Annotated in this window: 9 protein-coding genes, 1 other RNA gene and 1 pseudogene; 7 read left to right on the top strand and 4 right to left on the bottom strand. The window is 34.9% G+C overall.

Annotated features, from left to right (window positions below):
- The first annotated feature begins 76 nt into the window (after positions 1-76).
- The 4 genes from smpB to H4683_RS09480 all read left to right on the top strand — a co-directional run bounded on the left by smpB (position 77) and on the right by H4683_RS09480 (position 1858).
- Positions 77-544: an SsrA-binding protein SmpB gene (gene smpB / locus H4683_RS09495; RefSeq protein WP_192598615.1), complete on the top strand. Its 468-nt coding sequence runs from the start codon at positions 77-79 to the stop codon at positions 542-544.
- 236 nt (positions 545-780) lie between these two features.
- Positions 781-1140, top strand: a transfer-messenger RNA (tmRNA) gene (ssrA, locus tag H4683_RS09490).
- 204 nt (positions 1141-1344) lie between these two features.
- A complete protein-coding gene (locus H4683_RS22605; protein WP_192598614.1) occupies positions 1345-1674 on the top strand; it encodes a DUF3990 domain-containing protein in 330 nt (109 codons plus the stop codon).
- The gene (locus H4683_RS09480; protein WP_192598613.1) at positions 1643-1858 is read left to right on the top strand and encodes a hypothetical protein; all 216 of its coding nucleotides are present in this window, start codon (positions 1643-1645) and stop codon (positions 1856-1858) included. Before H4683_RS22605 ends, H4683_RS09480 begins: the two co-directional genes overlap by 32 nt.
- A 346-nt stretch (positions 1859-2204) precedes the next feature.
- Here the strand turns inward: H4683_RS09480 and H4683_RS21920 are convergent.
- A pseudogene (locus H4683_RS21920) lies at positions 2205-2883 on the bottom strand (site-specific integrase).
- A gap of 577 nt (positions 2884-3460) precedes the next feature.
- Between H4683_RS21920 and H4683_RS09470 the strand changes: the two are divergent.
- A complete protein-coding gene (locus tag H4683_RS09470; protein WP_192598612.1) occupies positions 3461-7942 on the top strand; it encodes an NACHT domain-containing protein in 4482 nt (1493 codons plus the stop codon).
- A gap of 91 nt (positions 7943-8033) precedes the next feature.
- Here H4683_RS09470 and H4683_RS09465 read toward each other — a convergent pair whose 3' ends face one another.
- Positions 8034-8849, bottom strand: a complete 816-nt coding sequence (locus H4683_RS09465) for a hypothetical protein (RefSeq protein ID WP_192598611.1) — start codon at positions 8847-8849, stop codon at positions 8034-8036.
- A gap of 280 nt (positions 8850-9129) precedes the next feature.
- Between H4683_RS09465 and H4683_RS09460 the strand changes: the two genes are divergently transcribed.
- A complete protein-coding gene (locus H4683_RS09460) occupies positions 9130-10503 on the top strand; it encodes a hypothetical protein (protein ID WP_192598610.1) in 1374 nt (457 codons plus the stop codon).
- Positions 10504-11748: 1245 nt separating this feature from the next.
- Here the strand turns inward: H4683_RS09460 and H4683_RS09455 are convergent.
- Positions 11749-13185, bottom strand: coding sequence for an adenylate/guanylate cyclase domain-containing protein (locus tag H4683_RS09455; RefSeq protein WP_192598609.1), 1437 nt, complete (start codon positions 13183-13185; stop codon positions 11749-11751).
- A 55-nt stretch (positions 13186-13240) separates the two neighbouring features.
- The gene (locus tag H4683_RS09450; protein ID WP_192598608.1) at positions 13241-13738 is read right to left on the bottom strand and encodes a Pycsar system effector family protein; all 498 of its coding nucleotides are present in this window, start codon (positions 13736-13738) and stop codon (positions 13241-13243) included.
- A 50-nt stretch (positions 13739-13788) separates the two neighbouring features.
- On the opposite strand from H4683_RS09450, the gene H4683_RS09445 reads away from it, so the two are divergent.
- Entirely contained in the window at positions 13789-14775 is a 987-nt protein-coding gene (locus H4683_RS09445; protein WP_192598607.1) for an adenylate/guanylate cyclase domain-containing protein, read from the top strand.
- Positions 14776-14837: the final 62 nt, after the last annotated feature.

Raw genomic sequence — 14837 nt, 5'->3', positions numbered from 1 at the left:
AGGAATCAATTGAGCAAGCTCAATTCAAAATCCAGGCGCAAATACGCCGAGGCGTATTTGATAAGGGGTGAAAAACATGGCGAAAGGCCAAGGGAAAGTTGTAGCTGTCAATAAAAAAGCGAATCATGATTTTGCGATTGAAGAAACGATTGAAGCAGGTATCGTGCTACAAGGAACGGAAATCAAATCAATCCGTAACAGTAAAGTGCAGTTACGAGACGCCTTTGTGCGTATCCGTGACAACGAAGCATGGATTTCCAATATGCATATTAGTCCATATGATCACGGAAACCAGTTCAACCATGACCCAACTCGTTCGCGGAAACTATTGCTGCATAAAAAACAAATTGCCAAACTATTTGTCGAAACAAAACAGCAAGGCGTTGCCATCGTACCATTGAAGATGTATTTGAAAGACGGCTTCGCAAAAGTGTTGATTGGCGTTGGTAAAGGGAAGAAAGATTACGACAAGCGTGAGGATCTCAAGAAGAAGGATGCCAAACGTGAAATGGCTCGTGCCTTGAAGGATAGGCAACGGGATTGATTTTTTTGTGAAAATGCGCTATGATAAGTACAGTAAGATAGTTCAGAAGCCTTTGTTCAAAGTTGAAAAAGGAGGACAAAAAGAGCCGAGGAGTACTAGGAAGCGAAGCCTTTGAGGACCGGAGCGTATTTTAATACGTGAGGACCGGAGAAGCAAGCTGACAACGTAATCCGACAGCTATTTTTCCCGGACTTTTTTTAACATCATTGTTCAGGCCATCCTGACCTCCTCATAACGGGGGCGTTACGGATTCGACAGGGGTAGTCTGAGCTTGAGTTGCGCGTCGGAGGGTTCGGCTCCGTCAGAAACGACACCTATAATAACAGGCAAAACAAACAACAACCTAGCATTCGCAGCGTAAGCTGTTGAATCTGCCTTGTAGTTCCATCGCCCATGTGGTGATTACAAGGCTCAACCTTTAGTGGGATACGACGGCTGTTGCCTTCTGAGGCAGACGGAAGAGATTCGCAGAATAGCGCGCAGGACGCCCTGATTGCCGGCATACTGATGCGCGAAACCCAATAGACAATCTACACGCGTAGACGCTTAAGTGTTAGGGCCTTTGGACGTGGGTTCGACTCCCACCGCTTCCATATCGAGAAATCGTATGGTTTCAAACAACGAAAAAACCCTTGATATCAAGGGTTTTTTTTATTGGATTTCATTGAATATCAAACGAACGTAGTCATTTATCTATATCTTGATATTGTTGGCGAATTTCAGTAGCAGTATCTCTGTGTTCCCACACTCGCGGGTGCCAGTTCACTGAAACCATTCGCGTCCTTCCGTGAATTGTAGCAGTGACTGGCTCCCGCCTGTTAAGTTATTCAGAAGATTTCGCTCGCTTCATATTAAAAAATCGTCTAAATCCACAAACGAAAATGCATGATTATGATTTGATATACGGTGTAATGAGTGATAGTAATCCTAATATTCTTGTTCCTCAAATTAAAAGGAAAGCTATAACAGAAGAGTTTTTTATAAACGAAATCACAAAAAATACAACATCAACTCGTCAAGTATCTGTGCACAATCAAACCATTTGTGATAAGCTTGTTATGAAGGCTGTACATTACGTAAAAGAAGGAGTGGTTAAACATGTCGAGTACATTAGTCATGGACAACAGTAGTGTTAACGCTATTTTGGTTGAAGAATTAACTACGTCATTACTTCGCTTATCGAATTATGAAATCGATCAAGAGGTAGCTGAATCACTAGCTATAACTAATTTAGAAACTTTAAACTTAGATAACCCATTTCTAGCCCACAAAGGATTATCTTGGGTTGCAGAACAAATCTTAAAAACAGTCTAAGCTGTGGCTTCTAAAGCTACGGCTTTTTATTTAAATATCAACTGTGATATATGTTGCCTTCTGAGGCAGCCGGAAGAGATTCACAGAATAGCGCGCAGGACGCCCTGATTGCCGGCATACTGATGCGCGAAACCCAATAGACAATCTACACGCGTAGACGCTTAAGTGTTAGGGCCTTTGGACGTGGGTTCGACTCCCACCGCTTCCATATCGAGAAATCATATGGTTTCAAACAACGTCAGAACCCTTGTATATCAAGGGTTTTTTCTTTTGCCTTGTTTCATACGATGTCATTGAATATCAATCGAACGTAGTCAAAAGCGTAGTCAAAACGTAGTCACTAAATCTACATCTCAATATAGTTAGCGAACTTCAGTATTGCTTCCTCTTTTGCCTTCTGTGTGACATGTGTGTAGATATTCAGCGTTGTTTGTGCATCGGTATGTCCTAATCGATCTTGCACTTGCTTTAAACTAGCACCTGCTTCAAATAACAATGAACAATGTGTATGGCGTAAACCATGTGTTGTAATTGTGCCTAGCTCGTTATTTGTCCTGGATATGCACAATCCACTTACGAGTTTTGGTAGGCTGCATGTATTCGTTGTGCTCATTGCTAAAAATAAGTTGTTTCGGCTGCAACGTATTAAAGCCGAGTTTGAAATAATCTTGCTTCTGCTTTTTCTTCCATACTTTTAAAATAGCCATTGTTTTGTCATCCATGTTGATTGTACGAGCAGTACCCGTTTTCGTAGATTTTATATATAGCTTGTTATCCTTGCCACGTGAAAGTGCTTTATTAATGCGTAGCTCTTTTGTGGTGAAGTTTAAGTCATTCCATGTAAGGGCTAGTGCTTCACCTTTGCGCATACCACTGAAAGCTAGTAATCGAAATAGGGCATATGCTTTGTAGTTACTTTCTTGTTCTAAGCATGTTAGGAACTCAATAAGCTGCTCACGAGTATAGAAATTCTCCGCTTCATCTTCATCCGTTGCATTAGTCTTTCTAAAAGAAGCGGTGGGCATATCTACATGTGCAAAAGGATTTGTTTGTATATAGCCACGTTTAATCGCAAAGTCTAACACCTTCGCTGCATACGCCTTTACCATGCGGAACCTCTTTAACTTAGTAGCCTATTCATCTACATGCTTCTGACATATATCTACATGGATCTTTTCAATTTTATAAGCGCCCATTGAAGGGAGAATGTGATTTCCGATGCACAAAAGGTTAGCGATAAATGCGATTTGTCTAAGGTTCAGTATGTCCTAGAAAAAGTCAATGCAAATATGGGTCTTCTGGATTCAGTGATAATCCAAAAGACAAAGAACAGAGTGGATAGTAACTGCCCTGTTCTTTGTCTTTCTTTCTGATATGAATAGTTAGGGGATTTGTTGGTAGGTAGTATAATGAGAAGTAAGGATTGAATGAATAGTAAACGGATGAGATATAAAAATAAAAAGATAAATATTTATATACATATGATAGCGGTGAGCTGTTGAATTTTAAGAATATAAAGATAAAATCATTGTTTCAAGTTATAATTAGAAAAAGACGGTTCGTTGTATTTCTTATCTAAAGATGATGGTGAGGTTGATTGAAATGATAGATTTTGATTTTTTGAGAATTAGAACTTTTGATGGTAGTAAAGACGGTGGTTTTGAAGAATTAATTTGTCAATTGGCACATCTGAACAAACCTCAGAATGGTCATGGTTTTATAAGAAAAGATGGGGCCGGTGGAGATGCTGGGGTTGAATGTTTTTGGAAATTAAAAGATGATACAGAGCATGCTTGGCAGGCTAAGTATTTCACAGAGAGACTTGAGAACAATGAATGGAACCAAATAAATGGTTCCGTTATAACCGCATTAACAAAACACCCTAATTTAACGAAGTATTATATTTGTGTACCTAGAGATTTTAACGACAGTAGAAAAAATGGTCCTAATGGAAAGCCTGTTACTTCCTCACTGGATAAATGGCAGCAGTACGTTAAAGAGTGGACTGAATTAGCTCAGTCGAAAAATATGAATGTGGAGTTTATTTATTGGGGACGCCACGAGTTGAACATGATGCTACAAACAGAAGAAACGAATTATATCGGAAAAGCATTTTATTGGTTTAATGAGCCTATGCTGAGTGAAGAAGTTTTTGAAAATATTACCAATAAATCTAGGGTTGCTATAGGGGAAAGATTTTCGGATGAATATCATGTAGATTTGCCTATATCAAAAAAGATTGATGGATTAGGACTCTCTCAGCAATGGCACTCAGACATTAATAAGCAAACGAAGACTTTGAATAGTTTATTAAACCAAATCAATGAATTAGATCGATATAAAAGGACAGTTATAGATAAAGGGGTAAAGTGGAACGAATTTAAAGGGAGATTCATGAGTTTCAGAAAAATATATTCTGTAGCTTTAGATGAACAATATGTTTCTAATCAATTTGAAATAGCTAGAATTGAAATAGAACTTCTTGAACAAGTAGCAACAGAATTTAACGATTTTTGTTGGGATAATATTGCAAGTAATGATGAATGGAAAGAAATTAGAAGTAAGTTTAGAAAAATATTAGATGAAATAACCGATATTAATTCGTTTGTTTTTAGCATAAATGTACAAGCATATGAATCAAAGAGTGCAGTTATTTTAGGGGAGGCAGGTATAGGGAAATCTCATTTATTATGTGATATAGCTTTAAAACGCTTAGATGAAAATTTACCTACTGTATTTTTATTAGGTCAGAAGTATTCAGGAGGAAATCCATTAAACTTTTTAGCAGAAGAACTAGACTTGAAGACAGTATCTTACAAACAATTGTTGGGTGCTTTAGACGCAGCTGGGGAAGCAAAAGGTACTCGAACATTAATAATAGTGGATGCCTTAAACGAAGGGAATTATAGACTCGATTGGATAAATCATTTAACAACATTTGCAATGGAATTAAAAAAATATCCGCATATATCATTATTATTAAGTTGTAGAGAAACTTATGAGGAAGCAATATTACCTAATTCAATATCTGAACATATAATTAAAATTCCACATGAAGGATTTAGAGGTTACGAACATCGTGCTGCTATGAAATATTTAGCACAGCAGGGAATAGATAAGCCTTCAATGCCGATTTTTTCTCCAGAGTTTAGTAATCCACTATTTTTAAAAACATGTTGCAAGGCTATAAAAACTAAAAACCTTTCTTCTTTTCCGAAAGGTTTAGAAGGGCAGACAGCTATCTTCGATTTTTATTTAGAAAGTATTGAAGAAATAATTAGAGTGAAAAAGGGTTACTTTAGTGGGCAAAAGGTAGTATCTAAAGTAGTGGAAGCGATTGTAAAGCAAATGTATCCGAATAATATGTTTGGTATAGAAATTAATGAAGCCTGGGAAATGATGAAAAGTATTGATCCTAAGCCTTATTTCAATGATGATTTAATAACATTATTGACATCAGAAGGACTACTGGCTTTGGATATTATTACTGATAACAATGGTGTTTCAAAAGAAGTAGTTAGGTTCACTTATGAGAGGTTCAGTGACTACTTTATAGTAGAAAGTTTAATGAACAATTTGGATATTGAAAATGTAGAATCTGAATTTGAAGAGGATGGAATAATTGGACGATTAATAAAAGATTGCTATAGGTACTCAGGATTGATAGAGGCACTGGGCGTAGCTTTTCCTGAAAAGCTTAATAGAGAATTTATTGATTTTATTTCAAAAGAGGATTCTAAATATAAGTACATTTTTGATAAATCGTTTACTGATGTTTTGTTATTACGTAATAAACTCTCTATAACAGACCGTTCAATTAAGTTGTTAAATAAGATAACGGGTTATGGATATTTTAAAGAGTCATTAGAAAAACTATTAGCTTTAGCTACAGAGCCTGGACATCCGTTAAATGCTGATTTTTTGCACAGAAATTTAAAGCGTTTTACTATGCCAGAACGAGATCATTTTTGGTCAACACATATAGCAATTAGTGATTATGAAGAGGAAGAAAATCAGCCAGAAACCATTACGAGAACACTAATAAATTGGTCATTAGATGCAAATTTAGCTGAAGTAGAAAAAGAGCGCATAAGATTGTTAAGTTATGCTCTTCTGTGGATGACAACAACCTCGAATAGAAAAGTTAGAGATCAGGTTACGAAATCATTGGTTAGGATACTATGTACTGAACCATCAATTGTAGTAGATCTTTTAACGGAGTTTGATCCAATTGATGATATTTATTTGAAAGAAAGATTGTATGCAGTGACTTATGGTGTAGTTTGCAATAATGAAGATATAGCGGTTGTAAAGCAAATAGCTGAAACGGTATATGAATTACAATTTGTAAATGGTTCTCCATATCCCCATTTACTTTTAAGGGATTATGCAAGAGGGGTAATGGAAAATGCTTTGTATAGAAATTTAATTGAAGAAGATAAAATTTCGAAATTTAGACCACCATATAAAAGTGAATGGCCAATTGAGAACCCTGTAAAATCAGAATTAGAAAATTTAGTGGGGGAGAAATATTCTTCGATTATGAGTTCACTCATGGGGCTTTCTGGGGATTTCGGAAATTATACGATGTCTTGTATACATGATTGGTCACCTACAAAACTTACAGAAGAGCAGCCAGAGAAAGCGTATCAGTTGCATTTAAAGTTCGTAGAAAAACTTCCAGATGATTTAAAAGCAGAATACCTAGCAGAAATTAATGCGAGAATTGAGTCCTATAGTAAAGAAAGAATTGTAACTATTATAGATGATATACAAGAAGAATTTGAAGCGGAAGAGCCATGGGAATTTTCTTTTTCGACAAGAAATATAGATACTCCAAGTAATAATTGGGAAACATTAAAAGAGAAAATTAATAATGTGCTGTCTGAAGAAGATAAAGAAACGTTTAGATGGATAACCGGATTAGGGGTAACAAATCGACTAGCAAAATTCAGCCGAAAATGGGCGCAAAGATGGGTGTGTAAGAGGGCTTATGAATTGGGGTGGAAAAAAGATCTATTTGAAGATTTCGAACAGACGCATAGTAGTAACTATGGACGAGGTACATCGACCATTGAAAGAATAGGAAAGAAATATCAGTGGATAGCATTTTACGAACTGCTGGCAAGAATGTCAGATAATTTATATTGGGCCGGTGATTTTGGAGAAGAAGATGCATATGAAGGACCCTGGCAACTAAGGAAACGAGATATTGATCCAACTATCTGGTTAAGAGCTACAAAAGATTCTGGATGGGATGAGTTTGGAGGAGTATGGTGGTCAACTTATATTCCGGTTTTTAGTTCTGATGACTCTGAGAAATGGGTTTTCGATGAAACAAGACTACCAGATTTCAAAGAATTATTAAAAATAACAAATCTTGCTGAAAATAAAAAGTGGTATGTATTAAGAGGATTCAGAAAGTGGACTAATAAAAGTGAGAGTAATGAATACAAAGAGGAACTCTGGTATAGAGTTAATGCTTGTATTGTGAAAAAGGAAAACGTACCTAACGTACTGGAAAAGATGAAGAACCAAGCATTATTTGATCCTTCTATTTTTTCACCTTTAAGTTCTTCTCATCAAGGTTTTCTTAGAGAGTATCCGTGGCATCCTTATTATGAATTTCTAGATGAATGGCGTAATGATGAAGATAATCGAATTTTAGATATCGAACATTTGGTACCAACTAATGAATATGAATGGGAAACTGGAGAAAGGGATAAATCAATAGATCAATCTATTTCGATTTATTTACCTAATTCCTTATTGATTAAAGACTTAGAATTAGTGCCAACTTCCGGAAATTTCAGTGCGTGGAAAAATTCCGCAAATGATATGGTATTTTTAGATCCGAGTGAGCAAGAAAAAGGCCCATCATTTGCTTTATTAAATGCAACAATCTTAGATAATTGGTTATTAAAAAATGATTTGCAACTAATATGGTTTATAGGTGGAGAGAAACAAATTTACAATTCCAAAGGTAATGTTACAAAATGGTTGGAATTTATTTATACTATTACAGCCATTAATGGCAAATTAAATGAACAAAGATTTTTTAAAGAAGGAACTAGTAATAATTGAGATATGGAAGGGCGATCCTGTTTAGGCTACGCCCCTTGTTTTAGTGGGTTTTGGAAGTTGTAATGAATGAAGAGATTCTCTTTTATCAAACTTATTCCTTTATTTTTCTAATATCAAAAATGCATTCAGCATTTATGTCTGCTGTCTCTTTTAGGTAAATCATTGGATTTTCAGATGGATAGTTCGTATTAAGAAACAATAGTCGTTCAAATGCTTTCAGTATCAAATGCGATCTCCCCCCTGTATCATCCACAACCGCCCCAGGGAATGTTGTAGGGGCGATTTCATTGATTTTGACTTTTAAGGTAATGATAGAAGGCGTTGAACGCTTAATCCATTCATCCTCCAGCTTGGAATCTCGTAAAAGCTCTCGTCCTATATGACTAACAATTTCAGGACAACGCTTAATGTTCGATATATTTCGATTGTATTCTGGATCATCACCAAACATGAAACCATTGATGCATTGGTCTTTTTCTACTCGGTAATCAAGGTAGTCAGTAGACATTTTTTTCTCACGTACATAAATCGATAAATTATTTTCCTTCTTGACCTCAAGTGTCACCCCGTGCTCTGCCAAAAATGATTTGAATGTATTTTCCGTTGCAAACAGAGCTTTCAGACTTAACATGCCGTGTTTAAAGAAACTCTCCTTATCTAATATGGCGGAGATATGGCTTACGGTTATCGAATCGAAGGCAATCTCTTCAATTGTCACATTAAAGAAGGAGAGAATACTATTCAAATCCAAGGTATCGTAATCCCAACGAATATCTTCTTGTCTAACTCGGAAGCGTTGACTGAATATAAATTTATTAATGTTATCTGTATTTGTGTTTAAAATTGTGGAAAGAGACTTTTTCATGAGATCTGGATTCAAGCAATTCAACATTCTATTATCTTTCAATGGGTTTCCTCCTGTGACGATATTCTATATAGGAAAGTTGAGTTCATATTTTGAAATTATGATTTGCAAGTTAATAAAGGGAATTAATAGAATTATAACACAGGAGATCAAGAGCCCGCTCGTCCAATAATGAGGGTTCAAAAAACGAAGATAGGAATAATCAATGAAAGCTCCTTTAAGGGTGCTGGTGACGTGTTACCAATAGAACAAGAGTTGAGCATGTATCAAATCGATTTAGTCATTAAGAAGCCAAATTCCAAAAGAAAGGATGTTCTATTAAATGAAACTGGAAATAGAAGTTTGGGCGCGAAAAAGTTTGGGAGAAGATGCCCTAAGTTTAATGGAAGAATCAGTAGCTTGCTATAAAATAGGTGCATATCGTTCAGCTTACCTTATGTCATATCTTGCTTTCAAGCAAACATTAAGAGAACGAATTCAAAAATCACCGGCATACCCGGAATGTTACGAAAATAGAAACGAATGGGATAGGAACGTTCTGAAGGTATTGAGAGATGATGACAAGTGGGAAAATTTTATTAATGAAATTGTCGAAATTAATAAAGTAGGGGTTAAACTAAATGATATTTTCATGTATATAAACAGAGAAAAAAGTATAAATAAATATAATTATTGGAAAGACATTAGGAATAGTTGTGCTCATGCAAAAGATGAGCATATAACCTCAGCCACGGTCGAGCAATTTTGGAACTATTTGAGAGATAATTTAAGTGAATTTTATGTTCTTGGCGGCAAAGCATATTTGATGAGTGAATTAATTGATTCCTATAACTACTATATATCTGATAAAAAGAAAGACATATCTCGTTTATTAATGGATATAGAGATAGTATATAAGCAAGAAATAAAACAGTTTTTTCTTGATTTTTTAAATCAATTAATGGCTGGAAAGAAAAATTTGATAAATGATGTAAATTATGAATTTTGGGAAGCGATTATACACTGCAATGAAGATGCTATTAAAGATGCTTTTATATCAAGTATTTGTGAAAAGAAAGAAATATTTCTCGATTTTTATAAATATTATCCTATAGTTTTAAATTTAATAGTGAATCTTGATTCGAGATTTATCAAGGATTATATTAATTTGTTATTGTGTAGTGAAATTAGTTACATAAATACATATAAAGAATATTTTTGGAGGATACTCATTAATTCATTAGGTTTACAAGCTCAAAGTATTGATATCAAATCAATTACATCTGACTACGATAATTTTATATTGATTGAACATATTGAAGTGGATGGGTATCAAAAGGCCTTATTGAATGAACATAATGTTTTTAAATCTTTTATTATTGGTGCTGGTAGAGACTTATTTAAGAATGATTCTTCCGATCATTGGAGTTATTATGCTTGGGGTAATATAAAGAATGACTCCTATGTGGTGAAATATTTTGATTATGTACAATGGGATTTAGAATTGCTTGGCATGATTGATTCTTGGTTTGGTTATCTAAAAAAAAATGTTAAAAGCAGAAGAAATCCTGATTCAAAATATAATGGTATGAGAAGAATAGGTACTTACAACAAAATAATATCTAACAGTAGTGATAGAATTCAAAAGTTCTGTACCAAGCAGAATATTAACTTAGAGGATTATACCAATATCAATGAACTGATTATTAGAGGCTAATTTTTGTGATGCTTGTAGGTCAGTATTGTGTACGATGATAGGTTTCTGGGGCCACGATAAAGTAAAGGGGGAAGGGTTTCCTAAATCCCCTTATTAAATTTCAAATACTTAATGGATCTTGTATAAGATGTTTATGTCGGGTGAACACTCCTACATCTCGTTTTATTTTTATCTACCGTCAGCATTCACCACATGTGGAGTGTATGGTTTAGTTGGAGTTGGAGTTGGAAATGTATCCTTATAATAAAACTTTTTTAAATAACTTGAGATGTTCAAACTCTAGGTTGATTAAAGAAAAAAACTTGCCCCCGCAACATAATTTTTATCAAACGTAGTCAAAAGCGTAGTCAAACGTTTTTAATAGCAGCTATAAACCCCTGGAAATACTGGTATTATAGCCTTTCATGAGACGGTTGGTTCGACTCCCACCGTCTCCATATGTAAATATGGTATAAATGCAGTCGTATCAAGTAGGGTACCAGGTTCTAAAACAATTCTTATTTGTTTTAGAACCTGGTATTCTTCACTAAATGTGTTCATTCTGTATGAATGTAGTAAAATCAACATACAATAAGAAAAGCTGAACGTCTACGAAACGTTCAGCTGCTCTCAGTTACATTCCGCTTTAAGGGCGGTTAACCAAGTCATTACAAGTGAAGATGTTTACTCCAAAAAAGTAACCCCCCATTGAAAACCTCGGCTAAAGGTAATGGGCGGTTACTTTTTTTGTTGGTAAATAAGACAATCAATGCAATAATAGCCGTAGCCATTGCTGCGAATGCTATAAAAGCTTGAAATAGCATATTCATTGCCTCGTAAGTTACCATCATATATAAACACGGGCTCACACGAAGTGAGTCATGTAGACGTTGCCGCAGGACGCGGCGTTCTTAGTCTGCCTTTCCGCTAAAGTCAAGGGAGTGCTAACCGCCCACACGCTTTATGCAACTGATGTTCTTAGTCTATCATATTTTACGTGCTGTTGAGTATGTTTAGAGGTTTTTATCTGCTCGTTTATAACGAAAATCATAGGACTTCAAACAGTGCCAAAACCCAATCAAGGGTTTTTTATTTTGGGATTATTTATGATTTTTTGTGAATAGTAGGCGTATATATGTTTTCCCACACTCGCGGGTGCCAGCGTATATTACATAATAGTTCACTGAAACCCGCGAGTATCCTTCTGGGAATGGTAGTAATGCCTGGCATCTACCTGTTTAGCACGCATGTCACTTGCGCATGTCCTTATTTAAGCAATATGAAAGGATTGCCAATGATTGCATTATCTAATCCAAGTGATTTTAAAATCTCCCATAATTCGAGACGTTTTTCTTGATTGATATTATAATATTTGATGCAATACAAAACAGCCTCTAAGTAATCTCTCTCTTTCCCAAGCTTCTTTACAACGGTAACAATTTTATTTTTATCAGGAAATACTAGATAAGGAAGTTGGTTTTTTAGCTGTTCAATAATCAATGTGAATGCAATTAAGGGTTCCTTGTCATTAAAAAATCTAACCAACTTCCAATAATATAAGTCATTATGACAATGTGCTGTACTTAGCCCCATTTTGCCCCCCAATGTTTCTACTTCATTCATAAGCTGAAGAGCTGTTTCCATTGTGAAAGAATCAATGTTTTCCTTGAAAAATAAAACTTTAACCTCATAGATAGCTTTGTTTCTAGCATACTCGGTTGCTGATGAAATTTTTGATTCCTTTTCTAATAACTCCTGCTCTTTCTTTTCAAGAGTAGCAATCTTATCGGTTACTTGCTGCTCCTGTTCCCTTACCCGATTCTCTCTTTGTATAACGGATTCAAATTGCTTTAGCAAACTCAAAGTTTTTTGTCGGACATCTTCTATAATGGTTGTAACGACTTGTTCGTTTTGTTTGCGTTCATTATTTGGGTTAAGAATATCGTCAGTTTGTTTCCCTGTGGTTTCTCTCTCTTCAATACAATCCAAATAGTAATCAATAGTCCCGTATCCTTCATAAATTGAATCTCCTTTGATACGGAATCGCTTTTCCCAGATATCTGTTTTCAAAGTAGCAGGTATTTTGTCGAAAACTCTATTAGTAATAAAAATCTCTCTTACTAATGCGAAATCGGTCAGTTTGCTTGCGACATTAGCTGTCTTCCCGGCCCATACTAAATCTCTTGCATCATCCTCTTCGTGCTTAATCCCAATTGAGGTTGTTAGTACCCTTCCTGTATCAATACCTACTCCACATTCAATAGTTTTGTTATTAATATTCGTTTTACATAATGGGTTAAACACATGTTCCACCACGGTAATAATTGCACGTGCTGCATTCAATGCTTTAGTAACTGATCCTTGTTCTGCATCATCAACAAATACCCCCATTACTCGATCACCAGCTATCTGTCGTACACTACCACCACTTGAATAAATGCAAATACTCATGGCTCTTGCAAACGCCCGATATATTTTCGCCATGCTTTTTGCCTGTGACCTGTCAGAGAGTTGGGTTGAACTTCGTATATCCACAAATAGTATAGAACAATTTGTAATTATAAGACCTTTATTTTTATCGGGAAGATCATCAATAGAAGGAACTGTATCACCTGTGAAATCATTTACTTCCATTTCTGTTGTAAAGATACCTTCAATTTTCTCTTTAATTTCATTTAAGGTTTCCCATCCAATTGTACTCATTTACCTCACCCTCTCGACTTATTCTATAAGAAAAAAACACCGCTTAATGTGGTATTTAAATAAATACTTTAAATACATAAAATAATAAATAAGAGAATACAGCGAACTTTGTCCATTTCAAAGAACTATTGTAGAATACGAATTTATCATTAGCAATTTTAGCTGTATTGAATATCTGAATTAATAATTCTTCATTGAATTGTTCATTGGTTTGTTGCTGTTTTTGCCTTGAGAAGTGCGATGAATGATGATACTTAGCTACATCACCAAAAAACCAAAGCCCGCGCCTTCTATTGCTTATAGTGGCTCTCATTCCCTTTAGTGAAGAATAGATAGCGAGAGTAATAAATAATACTGTAAGTAAAAAAAAAACTGTTGATATCCAATAAATAATATCCTCTCTGAAGTTCAAAAGTTCTTCAATACCCTCTTGTGCTAAGATGTATCCACAAAACACACCTAAGAATGTTAAGATTATAGATATCTTGGTATCTCCATTTTGAATCCAATGATCGTTTTTATCCAATTGCTTTAATAGCTTTTCAGTATCCATTTGATTGCCCCATTTTTAAACCCTATTATATCACGAAGGAGTAGAGGGAATTGGGATTAAAAGAACTAAAGGAAGAATTAGATAACGACGTAAAAATAATTTTAAGCAATGATTTTAATGTAACGGTAACTGATACAAAGCAGGTCCCGACAATTAGTGACACTGCAATTACGTATCCCAATTTGGATAAGAAGGAGATGAAGGCAAAAAAGATACAAACTTGTGTGTTATATATTGATATTCGAAAATCAACAGATCTTAATTTAAAGCATAAACCAAATACCTTAACTAAACTTTACGGAGCATTTATGCGTTCGATGGTTAAAGCTGCTCAATTTTATAAAGGAAGAGTGAGAAATATAATTGGGGATCGGGTAATGGTGGTGTTTGATGAAGAAGACTGTTTTGAAAATGCTGTTAATACTGCTGTTTTATTAAACTCTGTCGCCAAATATATTTTAAATAAACATTTTACACATAATGAAATAACTTGCGGTATAGGCATTGATTATGGAAGGATGTTAGTTTCTAAAGGCGGAATAATAAAAAATGGTCAGGAGAATACCTCTTACAAGTCTCTTGTCTGGCTGGGAAGACCTGCAAACGTGGCAAGTAAATTGACGGATCTTGCAAATAAAGAAATTGAAATAAATGAAGAAGTTAAAATGGGGTATTTTTCTATAATTGATAAAAGGACTTCTGAAAAGGAGAGCTATTATCTAAATTTTGAAGAGTTTTTTGGGGAAGGATATATAGGGAAATATAATATGAAACAAATGGAAGGTAATGGTGAGTTCTATTGGTTTTATTCAGAAAATTTTTCGGCATTTCCTTCGACAAAAACTGCCCAAACTCTTTCAAAGCATCAAATTCCACCTATTTTAATGACAGAGAAGATCTATGAGGAATATAAAAAAAAATGTTCTGATTCAAATGATGTGAAAAAGAATTTGTGGAAGGAACAAAATGAAAATCTGTATCCTGATTATAAGATATATGGTGGAAATATAATTTTTCCAACTATTGTTTCAGATTAATGATAAAGCTCTGAGTAGTTGCTATGCGTGATCAAAAGTAAAAACAGAAAGATAAACATAGT

This window comes from Sporosarcina limicola (genome assembly GCF_014873855.1).
Taxonomy (GTDB): domain Bacteria; phylum Bacillota; class Bacilli; order Bacillales_A; family Planococcaceae; genus Sporosarcina; species Sporosarcina limicola.
Note: the sequence above shows the minus strand (reverse complement) of the source record. Positions and strands in the feature narration are given on the sequence as shown.

What these genes read in the sequence shown, in the direction of transcription:
- smpB (WP_192598615.1), top strand. Translation starts at nt 77, where the DNA reads ATGGCGAAAGGCCAAGGGAAAGTTGTAGCTGTCAATAAAAAAGCGAAT.
- H4683_RS09480 (WP_192598613.1), top strand. Translation starts at nt 1,643, where the DNA reads ATGTCGAGTACATTAGTCATGGACAACAGTAGTGTTAACGCTATTTTG.
- H4683_RS09470 (WP_192598612.1), top strand. Translation starts at nt 3,461, where the DNA reads ATGATAGATTTTGATTTTTTGAGAATTAGAACTTTTGATGGTAGTAAA.
- H4683_RS09460 (WP_192598610.1), top strand. Translation starts at nt 9,130, where the DNA reads ATGAAACTGGAAATAGAAGTTTGGGCGCGAAAAAGTTTGGGAGAAGAT.
- H4683_RS09455 (WP_192598609.1), bottom strand. Translation starts at nt 13,185, where the DNA reads ATGAGTACAATTGGATGGGAAACCTTAAATGAAATTAAAGAGAAAATT.
- H4683_RS09450 (WP_192598608.1), bottom strand. Translation starts at nt 13,738, where the DNA reads ATGGATACTGAAAAGCTATTAAAGCAATTGGATAAAAACGATCATTGG.